A 19,232-nucleotide genomic window follows, 5' to 3' on the forward strand; every position below is an offset into this window, starting at 1 on the left:
GTCCCGTATGTCCCGTACGTCGAGTCCCGTTCGTGACGGTTCACCACCGTCCGGACGGGACTCTTCGTTGTTGCGCAACTGCCGTATGAGGTAAGCCGGTTCACGGGTTCCGCTCCCTTTCGAGAGGGGATAGCCATAAGGTGCGGCCACGGGTCGCGGGGGCCGGCGACGGGGGGGAACGCCACGTGTTCATGTCTCGACGGAGTGCGTCCGGGGGCAGATCGTCCTCGGGCACTCGCATCGCACTGCTGTGTCTGATCCTTCTCGTCGTGGGCAGTCCCTGGGGCCAGGACCGCGTGCACGACCTCTACATGGCCAACCTCGAGAGCGAGACCACGCGCTGGCTGGCCGAGGGCCTGTTCGTCCCGAGGTGGGACTTCTCCACCGACACGTACATCGACTACGCCGGCTCGAACATGCTGGTCATCCAGAACATCAGCGTCGTCCTGCTGCTCGTCGGGCTCGCGCGGGTGCTTTCGTGGTCGCGGTCGCGGTCGCGGTCGCGGTCGCGGTCGGGGTCGGGGGCCCGGGGGGTGTCCGGCTGGGGCCGCAGCCTCCTCGCCGGGGTGCTGGTGTCGGTGGTCGTCTCCCTGGTGCGCTGGTGGATGCTGGACAGCTTCGTCGACGGGCTGAGCCTGTCGACCGCCGGTCTGCGCTACGAACTCCTGCACTCCGCCCTCTCCTTCGGCCTGATGAGCGGCGTCCTTCTCGCGCTCCTGACCGTCGGCCTGCCGCGCGTGCGCACCACCGGGCCGGCCGGTGCCACCAAGACACTGTTCCGTCCGAGAAAGGGAGATGCCGCCATGACGACGACCCTGCGGGCGAACATGCCGGTCGGGAGCGTGCCGGGTGATGTCACCCGGTATCTGTGCGCCGCGGCCTACGTCGACGAGGAGTTCGCGGACCGCGTGGTGGAGCACGTGCTCGCCGACGAGGTCAGCGCCGTGGCGCCCTCGCCCGGCGTCGACCTGGTGGCGGTGGCCCACCACTGCCTGGCCGCACAGGAAATCCGTCGCCACCGCGACCTGCGGCTCGCGGGGGCGTTCGCGGTCGTCGGAGTGGTCGCGCCCCTGTGGCTGCTGTTCTGCGCGATGTTCCTGGCGTTCACCTCGAGCCTCGGACGCTCCCGGGAGAGCCTCGCCACCCGGGGCCAACGCCAGCCCGGCAATAGGGCGTTGGTGAGTACGGTCGTCACCGCCGCGGTCGTCGTGCCCTTCTCCTTCCCCCTCGCCTCCACCATCGCGTCCCTGCCCGCCCCCGGGTTCATCAGCTGGCTGCTCGGCGCCTACCTGGGCGGAATCCCGGCCGTCCTCGCGTCCGTCGGCGCGGTGGCGTTCGCGTACGTGACGGTCGTACGGCACGAACTCGCCGTCGACCAGCTGCTGCGCACCACGATGACCCGCGCCGCGTTCGCCCGGCGCCGGCTGCCGGCGCTGCCCCTGAAGCAGTGGATCGTCAACCGGATGGCGGTCGTCAAGGAGGCCCGGGACGGCAACGTCACCGTCTACAGCGGCTACAGACCGTTCGTCGGCTACTCAACGGCCGCCTCCAACTGGTCGATCGCCGTACCGCTGCTGCCCTCGGACGACCGCGTCGAGAAGAGCGCGCGCACCGGCGGACCGGCCCCCTTCGACGTCGTCGAACTCGTCGCCCACGTACGGGAACACCTGCGTACGGTCGCAGCGCGCGACGGCGCCGGAACAGTGGACGACACCCCGAAGTCCCCGAATTCCCCCAAGTCCCCCGCGTCCCCGGCACGTTCGGCGTCCGCCGAGTCCCTCGGGTCCCTCGGGCCCCTCGGGTCCCTCACCATCGAGGACCGGGTGTTCGTCGACGGTACGACCATCGGCGACGACCCCCGGTTCATGACGACCGCCGGCCTGACACCGGCCATGCGGCTGTCGGCCGAGACGGTCGAGAAGATCATGCTGCGGCCGACGGGCGCGGTACGCCACCATCTGGCCGTCCATGTGCCGTTGTGGGGCGACGACGTGGTGCCCAGCGTGTTCCTGCACTTCTCGACCGAGGGCAGAACCCTGCACCTGCACTGCGGCAACCATGTGCTCGGCCCGGTGGGCGCCCTCTACCACGTCGTGGACCGGCTGCGGGACCCGCTCACCCCGGAACGCCAGCGCGGACTGCTGGCTGACGGCCTGGACCGCACCGGCCCGGCGTTCTTCGCCGCGCCCTCCCGCGCACTGCGCCAGGGCCGCTTCGAGGCGCGGCGCACCCGACGCATGGCGGACGAACTGACCGCCATGCAACAGGATCCCGTGTTCGACTACGGCGCCCGGATGAGCATGCGGGAGATCGCGACGAGCCCCGTCTACCAGAACTACTTCCAGGTGGTGGACGCCGACCGGGTCACCTCGGCCGTGCAACGCCACACGCTCGCCGCGATACGGGAGTTCCTCGACGCACGCGGCTACGACACCACCGACTTCCGCGCCCAGCAGCAGACCATCCTCAACCAGGGTGTCATCCAGCAGGGCGGGACCAGCATCATCGGCAACCAGGCGATCGGCGCGGGGGCCAGCGCCACCCAGAACGTCGCGCGGCAGAGCGGTCCGGCCGCCGCCGGTGCCCAGAAGTAGCGTCAGAAGGAGGCGTTCCGCGATGAGCGGCAGCAGCGAGGCCGACCGTCCCCATCCGCCGGTCAACAACGGCCTGGTGATCAACGGCGGCACCCAGTACGTGGGCAACCAGGCGATCGGCGAGAGGGCCCAGGCGTTCTCCGGCACGGTCGCCTTCCAGCCCCAGGACCCCGAACAGACAGCGGCCCGTACGGCCGAACTCCTCGCCCTGGTCGAGCGGTTGCTCTCCGAACACCGCGAGTCGCTGTCCGACCCGGAGGCGACGACCCGTGAACTCCGGCGCCTGCGAGAGGAACTCGACGAGGAGGAACCCCAACCGACGGTCCTGCGCCGAGCCCTGACCCGCCTGACGGAGTTCGTCCAGCCGGTGACCCCACTGGCGGTCGCGGTGGGCGAACTGGCACAGACGGTACGGGGGGCACTGGGGGCGTGAGGGGTGGGCGGCCCGGGGGCCGCCTGAACGCCGTACTCGCCGTCGACCAGCGCGCCCGCCACGGCCGCCGTGGGCCCGTGGCGGGCGGGGACGGGTGGTGGGGGTGAGGTGTCTGTCCTGCGCAGCACGATGGCGGCATGGCGGTGAGGTGGGCGGGCGGCCCGGGGGCCGCCTGGACGCCGTGCTCGCTGTCGACCAGCGCGCCCGCCACGGCTGGCGTGGGCCCGTGGCGGGCGGGGACGGGTGGTGGGGGTGAGGCGTCTGCCCTGGGCAGCCCGATGGGGGCATGGCGTGAGGGGTGGGCGGCCCGGGGGCGCCTGACCGCCGTACTCGCTGTCGACCAGCGCGCCCGCCAGGTGTCCGCCTGGCGCAGCCCGGCCCGAACGCCGTGCTCGCCGCGGGCCGAGAACAGCCGGGCCGCGGCGAGGAGTTGGTGCGGGGTGTCAGCTGCCGCTGATGGTGATGGTGAAGTCCGTGATGGGGACCAAGTTCGGGAATGTGCCGATGAGTGTCGGCGAGCCGGTGAGGATGTCGATGCTGTAGAAGGACGCCTTGCCGTTGTACGGCGTGAGGGTGGCGAAGGCGAGGTTGGAGGTCGTCTTGCCGTTGGTGGTGGCGCTGAAGATGTCGTAGCCGGCCTCGAGGTTCGCGTCGAAGCCGAGCAGACCGGTCGCGACGAGGTTGCCGGCGTTCGGGGGCGACTGGATGGTGATCTGGTCGTTGTAGGTATCCACGTTGGTGAGCGTGGTGCCGGTGGAGCCGACCAGGTCGTTGTTGGTGTACGCGGCGCCGGTCACGCCGACGGCGGCCGTGGTCGCCGGCGGGATGTTCAGGTTGCTGTCGGCGACCGTGGTGCCGTCGTTCAGGTTGTGCCGCAGGTTCTGGCCGTTGTTGCTGATCACCCGCAGCCGGTCGGCCGCCGGGTTGAAGTCGATGTCGAAGGACGTGCCGTAGAGCGCGACCTTGAGCTGGGAGACCTTGGTGACGACCACGTCGGGGGTGGTCGGCGGGGTGGTGATCGTGTAGACGCCGCCCTTCTCGCCGAGCCCGTACATGAGGCCGTTCTGCACGCGGTGGTCGATCCCGACCAGCTTGGTGTCGCCGCTGAGTCCGGTGACGTCCTTGACCCAGTTGAGGGTGTTCGGCTTGTCGGTGGTGAAGCTGGCCATGGTCGTGCCGTCGGCGGTGATCCCGAACGCCTGCAGCGTGGGGGTCGCGGTGACGGCGGCCGTGCCGGAGCCGGGCGAGGTCACGATGAGCGCGGTCGCAGCGGACACGACGGCGACCGCGGCCGCGATTCTCTTCCGGGTCCCGGATTTCATCGCCTTCAGCATTGTTGCCTCCCGTTTAATTGGTCAATTCCTGTCCGAAGCGGTCCCTTTTATTAAGTCCGGGCAGCTGCGCCCTCACAAGAGAACCGGGTGAGAAGAACGTTCCGCGGCGGGAATTTTGCGCACCATGACAAACGCGCAGCCCACACCCCTTCGCCGATTCACCCGAAGTGACATGCCGCTCGCCCGCGGGCCTCTGACCGGCGGTGCAGGAACGAGGGCAGACCTGGAGCACCTGTCCGTCAACTCCGGCTCCATATCGCCCACTTGGAGTCGACCGGACCCGAATTGCCCGACTGGTGACCCGCCGTACGATCCTCCTCCCCACGCATTACGCACCACGAGCCGATTCGGGCTCGACGATCCAGAAGGAACCCGGAAACACACCATGCGCAGATTCACGTCGGCTGCTGTGGCAGCCCTGATGGCATTCGTCGGTATGGAAGCGGGACTGGGCGCCACCGCCCAGGCGGCGGGAGAAAAGGAATACGTCGCCCTGGGCGACTCGTACTCCTCCGGGGTCGGCGCCGGCTACTACGACACCGCGAGCGGCGACTGCAAGCGCAGCCAGCTCAACTACCCGGCCCTGTCGGCGGCCGCGCACGCGGACTACACGCTGAAGGACGTCTCCTGCAGCGGCGCGACCATCGCGGACGTCCGCGCCAACCAGCTGTCCGCCCTGAGTAGCGGCACCGACCTGGTCACCCTCACCGTGGGCGGCAACGACGCCCAGTTCGCGTCGGTCGTCGAGGCGTGCCTCACCCAGAGCGACAGCTACTGCGGCACGGCCACGCAGTGGATGTCGTACTACGCCCAGAACCAGCTGGTGACCGAGCTCGCGGGTCTCTACAAGGACATCAAGACCCGGGCGCCCCAGGCCGAGATCGTGGTCCTCGGCTACCCGCAGACCGTCGCCGCGACCGGCTCCTGCGGCGCCATCGACCTCAGCTCCGCCAAGCGCACCTCCATGAACAAGCTGGCCGACGCGCTGGCCGAGGGCACCAGGGCCGCGTCGGTCAAGGAGCCCGTCACCTTCGTCGACATGCGGGCGACCTTCAAGGGCCACGAGGCGTGCGGCTCCGACCCGTGGATCAACGGCGTCGACCTGACCGACCTGACCTCGGTCTTCCACCCCAACCTGGCGGGCTACTTCAACTACGCGGCCGCGCTCAACAACGTCCTGGACTCGTGAGCCCGGATTACTGAGTCCCGACTGCTGAGTCCCGACTACTGAGTCCCGACCACTGAGTCAGAAACCGCGCTGCGGAGGAATGTCCGGTCGCACCAGGCGGACCTGTGCGGCCGGTATACGGGCGGGCAGGTAGAAGTAGCCGTGGCCGTTGTCGAGGAGCAGTTCCTCGTCGACGCCGTCCACGGCCCAGAGGTCGGCCGGCCCGCCCGTGTTGTTGATCTGCAGGAAGAAACCCGCTGACTCGTCGGTGCAGACGAAGATCCCTTCCACCTCGGGGGCGCGGCTCCCGGCGATTCCCCGGGCGGCGCCCATCCGGGTCCAGTCCAGGCCATGCCGTGCGATCGACCGCCGGTTGAGCACGGACGAGACGTGGAAGAACTTCGATTCGTTCAATTCGTCGAACACGCCGGGAGTATAGGAGGCAGCGGGGCTTCCGCCGCAGGTCGGGGCGGTCGGCCGTGCGGGTCTGTCAGCCGTGCGGGTCGGCGCCCGCGTCGGGCGTCCGCGGAATGTCGCGCTTCTCCAGGGGGCGTACCGCCGGCCCCTGGAGGATCCGGCCGTCCGGGGCGAAGCGGGAGCCGTGGCAGGGGCACTCCCAGGCCTGCTCCGCGTTGTTGAAGGCGACGATGCAGCCGAGGTGGGTGCAGCGGGCCGAGACGGCCTGGAGGGAGCCGCTCTCGTCGCGGTGCACGGCACACTGGTGTCCGCCCAGGCGCAGCACCGCGCCGTGACCCGGCGGGATGTCGCCCACCGCCGGGGCGGTCATGGTCGGCAGCCGGTCGCCGACGAAGTGCCGGGCCACCTTGGCCTGGTTCTTCAGGAACGACATGCCCTCGCGTACGACGGGCGCCAGCCGGCGCGGGTCGTACAGGCCGCTCCAGTCGGTCGACAGGCCGTTGACCTGGTCGCTGAGCAGCCGGCCGGCCATGATGCCGCCGCTCAGGCCCCAGCCGCCGAACCCGGTGGCCACGTAGGTGTGCCGGCTGCCGTGGTGGAGCGGGCCGACCAGCGGTACGGAGTCGGTGGAGTCGTTGTCCTGGGTGGCCCAGCGATGGGTGAAGGTGAGGCCGGGGAAGCGCTCCTCGGCCCAGGCGGACAGCCGGGCGAACCGCTCCTCGACGTCGGCGGTGCCCGGGGTGAAGTGTTCCCCGGTGACGATCAGCAGGCGCTTTCCGTCGCCGTACGGGGCGCTGCGCATCGAGCGTGTGTTCTGTTCCGGCGTGATGTACATGTCGCGCGGGGCGCGGTCCTCGTCGATCGTCGCGGCGACGACGAGTTCGCGGCGCGGGCTGAGGCGGGTGAAGAGGAGGGCCCGGTCGAAGATGGGGTAGTGCGTGGCGATGACGACCTCGTTCGCGCGGACCGAGACCCCGGCGTCGGTGCGCAGCACACAGGGTTCGCCCTCGGTGAGGCCGACGACGCGTGTCCCCTCGTAGACCGTGCCGCCGCGTCGGCGCAGATCGTCGGTGAGCGCCAGCAGGTACTTGCGGGGGTGGAACTGGGCCTGGCCGGCCACCCGGACCGCGCCGGCGAACGCGAAGGGCAGGTCGGCCCCCGCACTGGCCCCCGCACTGGCCCCCGCTTTGGCCTCCGCCTCGGTCACGAACTCTGCGGGCAGGCCCGCCTCACGTGCCGCTTCCGCCTCCGCGCGCAGTTCGCCGACCCGTTCCGGGTCCTCGGCGTAGGTGTAGGCCGCCGCCTCCTCCCAGTCGCAGTCGATGCCGAGTTCGTCGACGATCCCGGCGGCGTGCCGGATCGCCTCGGACTGCGAGCGGGCGTACAGGTGGGCGCCCTCGGGGCCGCGCGTGCGGCGCAGGTGGTCGTAGATCAGGGTGTGCTGGGCGGTCAGCTTGGCTGTCGTACGGCCGGTGACGCCCGCGGCGACCCGGTCGGCCTCGAGCACCGCCACCTCGCGGCCCTGCCGGACCAGCTCCCAGGCGGTACTGAGCCCGGCGATGCCCCCGCCGATCACGGCGACGTCGACGGTGAGGTCACCGGCGGGCGGGGGAGCGGGGGCGGCCCCCGGCGCGCTCTCCAGCCAGTAGGAGCCCTGGATTCCGGTTTCGGGGTTCATGTCGGCCGAGTGCCCAGGGGGCCGTGCGATACGCGCCGACATCGGGATCGCATCGCCGGGCACATCGGGGTCTTCGTGGAGGTCTTCAACGCGTCGGTCTGGGTACCCGAGGTCGTGCGGAAGAGCGCGAATACCGCGAATACCGCGCACGATGTCCAATGCCTCAAACGAGGAGGAAAGCATGAGCACGGTGAAGGAAGCGGTGGAGGTGCAGGTTCCTCTCCACACCGCCTACAACCAGTGGACTCAGTTCGAGGAGTTCCCGAAGTTCATGGAGGGCGTCGAGGAGGTGCGGCAGCTGGACGAGCGGCACAACCACTGGACCACCAAGATCGGTGGGGTGAAGCGCGAGTTCGACACCGAGATCATCGACCAGCTGGCGGACGACCGGATCACCTGGCGGTCCGTCGGCGGGGACACCGAGCAGCGCGGTTCCGTGCGGTTCGAGCGTCTCGACGACACGCACACGCGCGTGGAGCTGACGATGGAGGTCGAGCCCAGCGGCATGGCCGAGAAGGGCGCGGACGCGCTCGGCATGATCGACCGCCGGGTCAAGGGAGACCTGCACCGCTTCAAGGACTTCATCGAGGAGCACGGCGGCGAGACGGGCGCCTGGCGTGGCCGCATCCAGCCCGGCGAGCAGGGTGCGACCGGCACGGGCGGCGGCATGGGCGGTATGGGTGGCACGGGCGGCACCAGCGGTAGCCCCGGTGGTGGCATGCCCGGCAGCCCCGGCTCGATGCCCGGCACCCCCGGTCACCCGGGGCCCGGAGCGCCCGGCACCTCCGGCCCGCTCCTCTGACCGGCTGACCGGCTGACCGGCTGACCGATTGGCCGATTGGCCGGCTGACCGATTGACCGGCCGGCCGTCGGGTCCTCACCCCTCCACGCCGGTGGCGCCGTGCGCGGCGCCCACCGGCTTGGACTCGGGGGAACCTCGTTGGCGCAGATAGATCGAGAGAACCGCCATCGAGGCGACGGCCAGCAGTTCGGACTGCCAGTTCTGCAGCGTGCGGTTCCAGAAGTCCGCGGCGCCCAGATAGTCGGCCCAGCTCAGCGGGGCCTGGAGCTGTCGTAGCCGCTGTTCGTTGTAGGCGGCGGTGCCCGTGATCGACTGGACCAGCCAGGACAGCAGGAAGACCGTCCCCATGACCAGCAGCAGGGAGTGCGAGTAGACGGCGCGCCGCCAGCCGCCCGCCCTGGCCCACTTCGGCGAGTCCTCCTTGGCGTGCGCGCCGACCAGCTGGTCCTGGTCGGACTCGGTGCCGGCCTTGTGCATCTCCTTGGACTCCGGGGAACCGCGCTGCAGCAGCCAGACGGTCACCCCGACATAGAGGAAGAACTGCAGGTACTCCGACTGCCAGTTCTCCGACACGTCGACCGCGAAGTCGGACGTCGTCACGTACTCGCCCAGGGAGATCTGCTGGAGCTGGTCGGCGGCGAGCTGGTTGTTGAAATCGGCGTGCCCGGCGATCGCCTGACCCGCGAGCGACAGCAGGAACGCGATCAGGAAGAACAGCCCCAGCGCGTTGTCCCGCACAAAGCCGCGCAGACCCCGCGAGCCCTGCGGACCCCGCGAGCGCTCGGCGGCGCTCATCGGTGCATCAGCCCCAGGGTCGCCGAATAGGCGAGACCGACCGCGATGACGCCGACGACGACGATGAACATGACCCGCACACCACTCACCCCTCTCAGCGGGCGGTTCACAGCTCACCCACCCTTGATCCGGCACTGGTACGGCTCCTCCGGCCGCGGTTCGCAGCCCGCGGCGACGACCTTCCAGCCGGAGGTGAAATGGGACAGGAACAGGGTGTCCGTGGAGAGCACCGCCCGCGCCTGGTTGCCGTAGACGTCGGTCCGGCGCACGCCCCCGCCCGGCTTCAGCGACTCCTCACTCACCGCCTTCGGGCACGGGCTGCCGGACGACTGCTCGAGCTCGTCCACGGTCGGGGGCGCGAGAACGGCGCACACACGGTCGTACGCCTTATCAGAGAGCGCCTTTTCGAACACGGCGGCCGTGTCGCGTACGTCGTCCCGCCGCTCCGCCACCGTGCCGCACCCGCCGAGGGTGCCGACGGCGAGCAGGACGGAAACGGTCACCGTCGCCGCGTACGCACTCCGGGTCATCCACCCACCTCCCACGGCAGTAGACCGCGGCGAACCCCGTACGAACGGCTACCGCGCCCCGGCCTTCCCCCGCCCGGCCGATCCGGGCGGCCATCTCACGCGTCCTCCGCGACGACCCGTACGGTGCTCAGTTGCCCGTCGGCGGCGTCCGGCAGATACATGCCGGCCTCCACCCCTGTGGTCAGGTACTTCAGTACCGGTTCGGTCAGGCGTTCGCCGGGCAGGACGACGGGGATGCCGGGCGGGTACGGGGTGATCATCTCGGCGGCGATCCGGCCGGCCGCATCGGCGGCGGAGACCTTGGCGTGCGGGGCGAAATAGGCGTCGCGGGGCAGGCAGGCCTGCTCCATCCGCAGCTCGGCCGGGGACGGGAGGGCCACCTGGGGGACGTCCCGCAGGGCGGGGGCGTGGTCGGCGAGGTCGCGCAGGGCGGTGAGGAGGCGCTCGGTGGTGTGGTCGTCGTCGGCGTGGGTGAGCTGCGCGCTGATCCGCCGGTGGTCGAACAGGTGGGCGTCGATGTGGTGGTGCTCGCGCAGCCAGTCGGCGGCCCGGTAGCCGCTGGTGCCGAGTTCGGCGATGTCCATGACGACGGGGAGCGGGTCGAAGTCGGCGGCGAGGCCGGGGCCGCAGAAGTCCGCCGCGTCGTTGACGTGGAAGCCGTCGATCGCCTCGATCGCCTGACGGGTACGAGCGGCCAACTCCAGTGCATCGCCGATGAGTTGATGGCCCTGCTGGACCATCTGGCGGCGCCAGGCGTCGATGCCGGCGTAGAGGAGGACGTTGGGGCTGGTCGTGCCGAGGAGGTCGGCGCGTGAGGCCAGTTCGGCGGGGTCGATGAGGTCGCCCTGGAGGTGGAAGACCGAGCCCTGTTCCAGGCCGCTGCCCATCTTGTGGATGCTGGTGACGCAGATGTCCGCGCCCGCGTCCATGGCCCAGGAGGGCAGGTCGTCGTGGAAGGGGAGGTGCGCTCCCCAGGCCTCGTCGACGATGAGGGGCTTGCCGCGACGGTGACAGGCGTCGGCGATGCCCTCGAGGTCGGCGGCGGCTCCGTACGGGGTCGGGCTGGTGACCAGGGCTCCGTCGGCGTCGGGATGTTCGATGAACGCCTGTTCGTAGGCGTCGGCCGACGGGGGATGGGCGAGGTGCCGGGTGGCGTCCCACTGGGGCTCCACCCACACCGGTTCGACGCCGGACAGGATGAGCCCGGCGACCACCGACTTGTGCGCGTCGCGCCCGACGAGGAGCCGGTGGTGCGGCCGGGTCACCGCCAGCATGGCGGCCTTGGCGGAGAGGGAGCTGCCGCACGTCGAGAAGAACGTACGGTCCGCGTGCACGGCGTCGGCCATGAGCTCCTCGGCCCGCGCCAGGACCCCGCCCCGGGCGAGATGGTCGTCCAGGCCGCCGTTGGCCAGGACGTCACCGAAGAACACGGCGTCCCCGAGCACGGCACGGGCCCGCGGATCGGCCCCGCGCGCCTGTTTGTGCCCCGGCGGAGTGAACCCCAGTTCGTCGGCGGCACGGTACCGGGCAAGCGCGTCGAGGACCGGAGCCTCACTGTGGTTCACACCCATGGCGCCCGGGTTCCCCGGAGACCGACGGCCATGCGGCCCGAACACCCCGAACACCCCGACATCCGGAACCCCGACCGCACTTCAGCCTGAGCCGACGGCCGCCGAGGTGCCTCCGCGCGGCGGACGGTACGCAGCCGCGCTGCCCCCGGCTGACGGGGGCTCGAGGGTGCGGTCGCTCGGCGTGCGAGGCCGACCGCCGCTCCCGCCGGGGGACCCTTTGCCGCAGGGTGTTGGGCGGGGTGTCAGGGCGAGGGGCGGTCGGCGCCGGGCACCTGCCCGTCGAGCGCATCCGTGCCGGCGTCGCGCAGGCCCGTCCCGCCCCTGCGCCAGGCGGCCAGCAGGCCGGCTGCCAGGCGTTCCTCGAGATACGTCGTCGCGTGGACGCCGAACACCACGTCGGCGTCCAGGTCGGGTTCGGACTCCAGGAGGCCGCCCACGACCTCGTGGCGTACGACCTGCTCGTGGACCGCGTCCGCCGTCACGTGTTCCGTGTAGAAGCGGACCGCCGCCGGGCCCGCGTCCACTCGGCGCATCGCCTCGGCCAGGCGGCGTGAGCCAGGGGACGATGTCACCTCGACGGCCGCGAAGTGGCCGACGAGCGCCCCGCGCAGCGCCCGGTGCAGGCCGAACAGGGACATCAGGTTCACGGTGGCCAGGGCCTCGGCCGGGGCGGCGTCGACATAGTGGCCGTACGTGGTGTCCAGCCCCAGGTCCGCCATCAGGTCGGCGAACAGCTGCGCGTGGATCTCCTCGGCGCGGCCACCGCCGAACTCGTCGAACTCCACCGCGACCATGGCCGCCTTGGCGCGGCCGTGCAGCCGGGGGAGGACCCAGGCGTGCGGGTCCGCTTCCTTGAGGTGGTAGAGCGAGCGCAGCGCCGCGTAGGCGCGCAGATGTTCGATGCTGCCTTCGTCTCGAAGAAAGTGCGAGACGCTGGTGCCGCCGTCATCGCCGATCGGTTCGAGTTGAAGTTCGTCGAGCGCCTGTTCGGCTGTCTCGGTGGCGTCGATCGGTACGTCCCTGCGCAGTGCGCCCAGGAAGCGGTTCTCCAGCGTGGCGCGATGGGCCAGCAGGCCGCTGTCCCATTCCAGGCTGTCCGGCACGTCCTGGAAGCCCTGGTAGTGCAGCTCGTAGAGGACGTAGAGGGCGAGCTGCAGGTCGTCGCCGTACGGGGAACAGGCGTCGAGGGGCGGCACGGCCGCCAGCGCGCTTCCGGCGGCCGACCCCCGCAGGAGGTCCGTCACGGCGGCGGAGATGGGGCCGCGTGCCTCGGGCAGCGGCGGGGGCCGCAGCCGGGACTGCGGCCGGGAGGTCAGGGTGGGGGAGGCGGTCATACGGCATCTCCCTTCGCGGCCCGCCCGGTGTCCGACGACGCGGGCGGTGTACGGCGGCGGGCGCGGTGGCTGGTGTCGCACCAGGGGAACTCACGGCTGCGCCGGCAGGTGCAGACCGCCACGGTGAAGCGGTCGGAGACGGTCACCTCGCCGTCCTCGCCGACCACCTCCACCGGCCCCTCGATCAGCAGGGGGCCGTCGCGCTGGACGCGGACACGGCGGGGACGTTCAGGTGTGGGCGTGTTCGGCACGGATCACCACCAGCTCCTCTGTCGTACCGTCGTCGTCGGCCGTCAGCACCTGCTCCCGCAGCCAGGCGAGCCGTGAACGCAGCACACGGCCGTACGGCAGCCGGGCCCGGTCCACGACCTCCGCGCGCAGGCCGGCCTTCTCCAGCCTGGCCAGCGTCGCATCGACGCCGCACAGGTGCGAGTGGACGATCAGCAGGGCCCCGTCGGGGCGGAGGACCGTCGGCGCGGTGTCGCAGATGCGGTCGATCAGCTGCCGGCCGTCCTTCCCGGCGTCCCAGGCCCGGGCGAGTCCCCGTGGCGGCTCGGGGTCCGGGGCGGGCACGTACGGCGGGTTGGTGATCACCAGGTCGAAGCGGCGCCCCGGTACGGCGGACGCCAGGTCGCCGTGGCGTACCCGCAGGGACTGGCCGTTGAGCAGGGCGTTCAGCCGGGTGGTGGCGAGCGCCCGCCAGGAGATGTCGACGGCGGTGACCCGGCCGCCGAGCCGGGCCGCCTCGACGGCGAGGAGCCCGCTTCCGGTGCCCAGGTCCAGTACGTCCGTCCGGGCGGTGATGCCCTCGCGGCGGATCGCCCGCCGCAGCAGCCGGGTGTCGGTCTGCGGCGCGTACACGCCCCGGGGGACCCAGCAGCGGAGCCGGCCGGGGGCGGCGGTGAGGGATTCGGCTTCGACTGTCATGGGAACCTCACAACCTCTCAGCCTCTCGGTCTCTCAGCCTCTCGGTCTCTCAGCACTCTCAGCACTCTCAGCACTCTCAGTCCGAGCCCGGTGCCCGCAGCGGGCGCGCGTCCAGCGCCCGGGCGACGCCGTGCAGGTTGTCGGCCATGGCGCGACCGGTGCTGTGCGCCCAATCGCGGCCCCGCCGCTCCTCCAGGTAGTCGGGCCCCGGCCCCGGGCCCAGGTGCCAGTACGTCCACGCCTGGCCGGGAATCGTGTAGCCGATGTCCGCGAGGGCCCCGGAGATCTCGCTGATGACGTGGTGCGCGCCGTCCTCGTTGCCGGTGACCACCACCCCGGCCACGCGGTTGTAGGCGACGGGGCGCTCCTCGTCGTCCGTCTCGGACAGCATCGCGTCCATCCGCTCCAGCACGCGTTGCGCAACCGAGGACGGCCTGCCCAGCCAGGTGGGCGAGGCGACGATCAGGATCTCCGACTCCAGGAGCTTCGCGTGGACCTGGAGCCACTGGTCCCCGCCGCCCGCGTCGGTGACGACGCCGGGGGGCGAGATGGAGGTCGACGGCGCGTACGAAGTCCACCTCCACGTCGAGCCCGGAGAGCCGCTCCGCGACCACGGCGGCCAGCGCCTCGGTGTTGGAGGGCTCAGGGGATTTCTTGAGGGTGCAGTTGACGACGAGTGCTCGCACGATCGCTCCGACGTAGGGGACGGACGGTCAGACGGTCCACTGCGCGGACGGAGCCGGCAGCGCACCACGAGTACCCGTCGACAGCGGACGTAACGGTCGACGAACGTGTCCGTGCGTTTCCCCGGGAAGTCGCCGAGGGCCGCCGCCGGACCTCCCCACCAACAGGTGTCCACTCTCTGGAACAATTCCCCCCGGGGATCGCCCGGGGGAACCCGTACGGTTGTCCAACCATCTTCCTAATGCCGGGAGAACGACTGACCAGTAGAAAACCGGCAAATCGATCCGGAAGCGACAAATGCCGCCACGAATATTCTCGCGAACAAACCCCTGGCTCCTCGCCGGTGTGGTGCTCGTCGGCTTCCTGATCGCGCTGGAGTTCTCCGCTCGTCACTACGGGCTGCCGGGACCGATCACCAACCAGCTGCAGGAAGTCGTGTTCGCCCCCAAGTCGGGGCCGCTGCTGTACGCCAGCATGGCGTTGATGATGGTCGTGCTCACCTGGCGGCAACGGTTCATCTCCCTCGGCGTCGCCATCGGCATCGACATCCTCTTCCTGCTGGTGCGCTGGGCGGCCGGGGCCCTGGTGGGCGGCAGCCACTTCTTCGGCAACGGCGCACTGTGGGTGATGCTGGGCTGGGCGGTCGTCGCCGTGACGCGCCGGGCGGGCGATGAACGGCTCCTGCTGCTGAAGGGCGTCGGGCTCGGCCTGCTGCTGGTGGCCGGCCGCAAGGCGGGCGACACCTGGCTGCTGATCACGGCGAAGACCCGCCCGGTGGTGCTCGACCAGTACGTGGCGGTCGCCGATCACGCGCTGGGCGATCCGTCCTGGCTGATGGGCCGGGTCCTCAGGGCCGTCGGCCCGGTCGGCTCCCACATTCTCGACTGGGTCTACATCCAGCTCGCCGTGGCCGCAGTCCTCGTCGCGCTGTACCAGCTGCGCAACGTCGCGGCCGAGCGCCGGTTCCCGAGCCACCACGTGGTGCGCACCTTCCTGGCGATCGGCCTCCTCGGGCCGGCCGTCTACATGGTCTTCCCGGTGGTCGGACCGGTCTTCGCCTACGGCAACGGCGCCTTCGGCACCGGCGGCGGACACTGGGCGGTGGCCTACCTGTGGCCGGACACGCACCTGCCGATCACCGCCCCGCAGCCGATGACGTACGACGACATCACACCCCGCAACTGCATGCCCAGCCTGCACACGGCGTGGGCGACCGCGATCTTCCTGCACTCCCGGAAGGGCCCGAGGTTCATGCGGTTCGCGGGCACGTTCTGGCTGGTGGCCACGCTCAGCGCGACGCTCGGCTTCGGCTACCACTACGGCGCGGACCTCGTCGCCGGCGTGGTGTTCGCGCTGACGGTCGAGGTGGCCGTGCGCTCGTTCGCACGCGGCTGGGACCGCTCGGCGATACAGCTCGTCGCGCACGGGGTGACGGTCTTCGCGGCGCTGCTGCTGGCGTACCGCTTCCTGCCGATGGAGATGGCCGAGCATCCCTGGGTGTTCGGGCCCCTGGTCATCCTGGCGATGCTCTCGGTGATAGACGGCTACATACGGACCACCAGGAAATGGGACCCGGAATCCACCCCGGAACGGCGGCCGGAGGGGCGACTCGAGCTGGTCTGAAAGTGGGTGTACGGGTTCCGCACGATTTCGATTACGAATACTTGTTCGCGTGACATCATCGCGTGGCAGACACAGTGATCACCCGGGGGAACCATCCGATCCGTCATGCCGTAGGTAGGTGCTGCCCGGGCCTGAGGAAGGATGACGCCCCGCATGGGCAGACCCGTTCCCCCGCAGTCCGAAGCCCGGGCATCGCAGTCCGAAGCCCGGACACCGCACCGGCTGCTGTGGCCGGTCACCGCCACCGCGGCGGCCGCGCTCCTCGCCGGTACGGTGCAGAGCCCGCCCCAGGTCCAGGCCCAGCCCCGGCCGGACACCGCCGCTCCCGTCGCGGCCGTGAGCTGCGCCGACGGGGTGTGGAAGGCCAACTACTACCCCAACACCACGCTCACCGGCACACCCCGCAAGACCCTGTGCGACAAGGCGATCGGCGAGAACTGGGGCAGCGGCCACCCCGCCGGCATATCCCTGCCCAACGACCGCTTCGGCGTCCGCTGGACGATGAGCCGGAACTTCGGCGGGGGCGGACCGTTCCTGCTGAAGACCGCGGCCCAGGACGGTGTCCGGGTCTGGATCGACGGCAAGCGTCATGTCGACCTGTGGCGTGACTACACCACCACCCAGCGCGCGAGCGTCAAGGTGACCGTGCCCGCCGGGAAGCACACCGTGCGGGTCGACTACGCGGCCGTCACGGGCGCCGCCAACGTCGCCGTCACCCTCGCCCCGACCACTCCGGACCGGACCGCCCCGCTGGCCCCCGGCTCCGCGAAGGCGGTGTCCGGTGACACCCGGGCCACAGTCAGCTGGGCCCGCAACGCCGAGGCGGACCTGGCCGGTTACCGCGTCTACCGCTCCACCAGCACCCCCGTGGCGATCGACACCGCGCACCGGATCAGCGGCTCCGCCCTGCTGACCGGCACCTCGTTCACCTCGACCGGACTGCGCAACGGCACCAAGTACTGGTTCGCCGTCACCGCCGTGGACCGCACCGGCAACCAGTCCCGCGCCTCGGCCAATGTCTCGGCGGTTCCGGCCGACAGGACCCCGCCGCGCGCCCCCGACATCCTGGGCGCCGACGGCTACGGCGACATCGACCTCAACGGCAACGGCGTACCCGACTCCGGCGACGACCTCGGCGAGAACTTCCTCAGCTGGGGCCCGAGTTGGGACGACGACTTCAGCAACCGGGACGCCTTCGCCGGCTACCACGTCTACCGCGCCACGGCGCCCGGCGGCCCCTGGACCAGGATCCGCAGCGCCGACGCCGGCGTGGTCCAGGACAACGGCTACTCCGACAAGGGCGCCCCGATCGGCGTCACCGCGTACTACAAGGTGACGGCCGTCGACACGGCGGGCAACGAGTCCGCACCGGCCACCACCGAACCCGGTGAGTACGCCCGGAACATCGCCTCCGCGCTGCGCCCCGACACGGGGCTGTACCCGCCGCAGCGCCCTACCGGGCTCATGGGCTCGTCGAGCGAGGACAAGGCCGTGCTGGACTGGACCGCCAACCCGCTCGGCAGCCCCGTGCACGGCCTGACCGCCGGCTACCAGGTGCAGTCCGCCTCCTCGGCCTCCGGCCCCTGGGACCTGCTCGTCGACGCCGACACCCCCCGCACCTTGCCGTGGTTCGTCGACACCGGCCTGCCCGCGGGCGGCACGCGTCACTACCGGGTGCGCGCCGTCGGCAAGACCGTCGACGCCGACACACCGCGCACGTACTCGGCCTGGACCGCGCCGGTCTCCGTCAGCCGCCCGCTGCCGCCGGACACCACCCCGCCCGCCGCGCCCGGCGCACCCGAGGTCACCGCCCCCACGGACGGCACCACCGCCACCCTGACCTGGACCACCAACGGCTGGCCGGGCTACGAGCAGGACTTCGCCGGCTACCAGATCACCCGCAGCGCGAACGCCGACGGCCCGTTCACCGATTCCGGCAGCGCCCGCACACCCCAGTGCGCCGGCGTGCCCGACTACGAGGACCGGGTGCGCTGCACGCTCACCGACGGGCCGATCGCCGCCGACGCCACCCCGTACTACCGGGTCGTCGCGGTCGACCAGTCGGGCAACCGCTCCTCCGGCACCGTGGTGCGGCTCAAGCGCCCGGCCCCGCCGCTGCCCAAGCCGCCCACGCCCACCGGCCTGACGGCCACCCGCGACGACAACGGCCTCCTGCTCGACTGGAACGACTCCCCGCCGTCCGAGGTCTATCTCTACTACCTGTACCGCACGACGTACGGCGGTGCGTGCGAGCGGAACACCTACACCTTCGAGACGGCCAACTCGTACTACCTGGACACCGAGCCGTACCGCAGAGCCCGTTACTGCCTCTCGGTGCGTGGCTTCGTGGGCAACTACAGCGACCCGCTCTGGATCGACGTCCCCGAATACCCCGGCCCCGCCCCGCAGCAACCGGAGCGACCGGCCTCGGCGGCTGCCACCGACGGCATCCGGCTGACCTGGAACTCCAACGACCCCACCGCGGCGAGCTACGAGGTGTGGCGCCGCACCGAGACCGACGCCGTGTTCATCAAGAGCGGCGACGTCCCCGGTACGACCCTGCAGTGGACCGACCCGACCGCCCCGGCCGGCACGCCCACCTGCTACCGGACCGTCGCCGTGGACGCGGTGGGCAACCGCTCGGGCTTCTCCGACACCGAATGCGCGCTGCGCCCGTACGCCGCCGACGTCACGCGTCCCGCCCGGCCCGCCGGGCTGACCGGACGGGCGGACGGCGCCGCCGTGATCCTGTCCTGGCAGCCGGTCCCCGGCGCCACCGGGTACATCGTCCACCGGTACTGGACCGACCCCGCCCACCCGGGCCCCCGGGTCCAGGACCAGCCCGTGACCGCCACCACCGTCATCGACACCGACGGCCTCTACCCCTCCACCGGCGCCTACTACGCGGTGATCGCCGTGAACGCCGACGGTGTGCGTTCCGAGGCGGCGGTGCTCCCGTGGATCGGCAACGGCTACGGCGCCTCCATGACCCTGGCCGCGAACGGCTCGGCGGACGGTGTGCAGCTGAGCTGGGAGTGGACCTGCCAGTGGTCACCGTGCGCGGAACCGACCTCGGTGGCGGTCCAGCGCTGGAACACCACCACCCAGGTGTGGGACGAACTGACCTCCACCGTGCCCGGCGACGCGGTGTCCTACCTGGACACGACCGCGCCGGCCGGCACGACCTCGTACTACCGGGTGCACGTCTACGCCTGGCACGGCGAGTACAACGAACAGCTCGGCCACGCCACCGTCCCGGGAACGCGGCCGGGGGTGTCGGCCTCGCGCTGACGCCGTATCGGCCGGTTCGCTCAGCCGCCCCGCCGCCCTGAAGGGCGGCGG

Annotated in this window: 14 protein-coding genes and 2 pseudogenes; 6 read left to right on the forward strand and 10 right to left on the reverse strand. The window is 71.1% G+C overall.

What is annotated here, in order from left to right:
• The first annotated feature begins 269 nt into the window (after positions 1-269).
• Together ABZ855_RS26600 and ABZ855_RS26605 are read left to right on the forward strand one after the other, a co-directional pair.
• Positions 270-2,594 carry a hypothetical protein gene (locus ABZ855_RS26600; RefSeq protein ID WP_360810914.1) on the forward strand — a complete coding sequence of 775 codons (2,325 nt, stop codon included), beginning with the start codon at positions 270-272 and terminating at the stop codon, positions 2,592-2,594.
• 22 nt (positions 2,595-2,616) lie between these two features.
• Positions 2,617-3,027, forward strand: a complete 411-nt coding sequence (locus ABZ855_RS26605) for a DUF5955 family protein (protein WP_360810916.1) — start codon at positions 2,617-2,619, stop codon at positions 3,025-3,027.
• A gap of 443 nt (positions 3,028-3,470) precedes the next feature.
• On the opposite strand, the gene ABZ855_RS26610 is transcribed toward ABZ855_RS26605, so the two are convergent.
• Entirely contained in the window at positions 3,471-4,349 is an 879-nt protein-coding gene (locus ABZ855_RS26610) for a DUF4394 domain-containing protein (protein WP_360810918.1), read from the reverse strand.
• Between the two features lie 397 nt (positions 4,350-4,746).
• Between ABZ855_RS26610 and ABZ855_RS26615 the strand changes: the two genes are divergently transcribed.
• Positions 4,747-5,550 (forward strand): SGNH/GDSL hydrolase family protein, encoded by an 804-nt coding sequence (locus tag ABZ855_RS26615; RefSeq protein ID WP_360810920.1) that lies wholly within the window; start codon positions 4,747-4,749, stop codon positions 5,548-5,550.
• 57 nt (positions 5,551-5,607) lie between these two features.
• Here the strand turns inward: ABZ855_RS26615 and ABZ855_RS26620 are convergent, their stop codons facing one another.
• Positions 5,608-5,955 (reverse strand): hypothetical protein, encoded by a 348-nt coding sequence (locus tag ABZ855_RS26620; RefSeq protein ID WP_360810922.1) that lies wholly within the window; start codon positions 5,953-5,955, stop codon positions 5,608-5,610.
• A gap of 64 nt (positions 5,956-6,019) precedes the next feature.
• Positions 6,020-7,624: an FAD-dependent oxidoreductase gene (locus ABZ855_RS26625; protein WP_360810924.1), complete on the reverse strand. Its 1,605-nt coding sequence runs from the start codon at positions 7,622-7,624 to the stop codon at positions 6,020-6,022.
• Positions 7,625-7,805: 181 nt separating this feature from the next.
• Between ABZ855_RS26625 and ABZ855_RS26630 the strand changes: the two are divergent.
• Positions 7,806-8,264: pseudogene (locus ABZ855_RS26630) on the forward strand (SRPBCC family protein); the annotation flags it as partial.
• A gap of 237 nt (positions 8,265-8,501) precedes the next feature.
• Here ABZ855_RS26630 and ABZ855_RS26635 read toward each other — a convergent pair.
• From ABZ855_RS26635 to ABZ855_RS26665, 7 genes and pseudogenes are all read right to left on the reverse strand, one after another.
• Complete coding sequence (locus ABZ855_RS26635; protein ID WP_360810926.1) at positions 8,502-9,221, reverse strand: DUF6766 family protein; 720 nt, start codon at positions 9,219-9,221, stop codon at positions 8,502-8,504.
• Positions 9,222-9,334: 113 nt separating this feature from the next.
• A complete protein-coding gene (locus tag ABZ855_RS26640) occupies positions 9,335-9,751 on the reverse strand; it encodes a hypothetical protein (protein WP_360810928.1) in 417 nt (138 codons plus the stop codon).
• 95 nt (positions 9,752-9,846) lie between these two features.
• Positions 9,847-11,322 carry an ornithine decarboxylase gene (locus ABZ855_RS26645; RefSeq protein WP_360810930.1) on the reverse strand — a complete coding sequence of 492 codons (1,476 nt, stop codon included), beginning with the start codon at positions 11,320-11,322 and terminating at the stop codon, positions 9,847-9,849.
• 242 nt (positions 11,323-11,564) lie between these two features.
• Positions 11,565-12,656, reverse strand: coding sequence for an iron-containing redox enzyme family protein (locus ABZ855_RS26650; RefSeq protein WP_360810932.1), 1,092 nt, complete (start codon positions 12,654-12,656; stop codon positions 11,565-11,567).
• A complete protein-coding gene (locus ABZ855_RS26655) occupies positions 12,653-12,907 on the reverse strand; it encodes a CDGSH iron-sulfur domain-containing protein (protein WP_360810934.1) in 255 nt (84 codons plus the stop codon). Before ABZ855_RS26655 ends, ABZ855_RS26650 begins: the two co-directional genes overlap by 4 nt.
• Positions 12,885-13,583, reverse strand: a complete 699-nt coding sequence (locus ABZ855_RS26660) for a HemK2/MTQ2 family protein methyltransferase (RefSeq protein ID WP_360810935.1) — start codon at positions 13,581-13,583, stop codon at positions 12,885-12,887. Before ABZ855_RS26660 ends, ABZ855_RS26655 begins: the two co-directional genes overlap by 23 nt.
• A 76-nt stretch (positions 13,584-13,659) precedes the next feature.
• A pseudogene (locus ABZ855_RS26665) lies at positions 13,660-14,269 on the reverse strand (NAD(P)H-dependent oxidoreductase).
• Positions 14,270-14,564: 295 nt separating this feature from the next.
• On the opposite strand from ABZ855_RS26665, the gene ABZ855_RS26670 reads away from it, so the two are divergent.
• Together ABZ855_RS26670 and ABZ855_RS26675 are read left to right on the forward strand one after the other, a co-directional pair.
• Entirely contained in the window at positions 14,565-15,890 is a 1,326-nt protein-coding gene (locus tag ABZ855_RS26670; RefSeq protein ID WP_360810937.1) for a phosphatase PAP2 family protein, read from the forward strand.
• A 153-nt stretch (positions 15,891-16,043) separates the two neighbouring features.
• Positions 16,044-19,181 carry a PA14 domain-containing protein gene (locus ABZ855_RS26675; RefSeq protein ID WP_360810939.1) on the forward strand — a complete coding sequence of 1,046 codons (3,138 nt, stop codon included), beginning with the start codon at positions 16,044-16,046 and terminating at the stop codon, positions 19,179-19,181.
• The last annotated feature ends 51 nt before the right edge of the window (positions 19,182-19,232 follow it).

Origin of the sequence: Streptomyces sp. NPDC047042, from assembly GCF_040644035.1 — a bacterium.
Classification (GTDB): Bacteria; Actinomycetota; Actinomycetes; order Streptomycetales; family Streptomycetaceae; genus Streptomyces.

Coding starts and splice junctions, on each gene's coding strand:
- ABZ855_RS26605 (WP_360810916.1), top strand. CDS start 2,617: ATGAGCGGCAGCAGCGAGGCCGACCGTCCCCATCCGCCGGTCAACAAC.
- ABZ855_RS26610 (WP_360810918.1), bottom strand. CDS start 4,349: ATGAAATCCGGGACCCGGAAGAGAATCGCGGCCGCGGTCGCCGTCGTG.
- ABZ855_RS26615 (WP_360810920.1), top strand. CDS start 4,747: ATGCGCAGATTCACGTCGGCTGCTGTGGCAGCCCTGATGGCATTCGTC.
- ABZ855_RS26625 (WP_360810924.1), bottom strand. CDS start 7,624: ATGAACCCCGAAACCGGAATCCAGGGCTCCTACTGGCTGGAGAGCGCG.
- ABZ855_RS26635 (WP_360810926.1), bottom strand. CDS start 9,221: ATGAGCGCCGCCGAGCGCTCGCGGGGTCCGCAGGGCTCGCGGGGTCTG.
- ABZ855_RS26640 (WP_360810928.1), bottom strand. CDS start 9,751: ATGACCCGGAGTGCGTACGCGGCGACGGTGACCGTTTCCGTCCTGCTC.
- ABZ855_RS26645 (WP_360810930.1), bottom strand. CDS start 11,322: ATGGGTGTGAACCACAGTGAGGCTCCGGTCCTCGACGCGCTTGCCCGG.
- ABZ855_RS26650 (WP_360810932.1), bottom strand. CDS start 12,656: ATGACCGCCTCCCCCACCCTGACCTCCCGGCCGCAGTCCCGGCTGCGG.
- ABZ855_RS26660 (WP_360810935.1), bottom strand. CDS start 13,583: ATGACAGTCGAAGCCGAATCCCTCACCGCCGCCCCCGGCCGGCTCCGC.
- ABZ855_RS26670 (WP_360810937.1), top strand. CDS start 14,565: ATGCCGCCACGAATATTCTCGCGAACAAACCCCTGGCTCCTCGCCGGT.
- ABZ855_RS26675 (WP_360810939.1), top strand. CDS start 16,044: ATGGGCAGACCCGTTCCCCCGCAGTCCGAAGCCCGGGCATCGCAGTCC.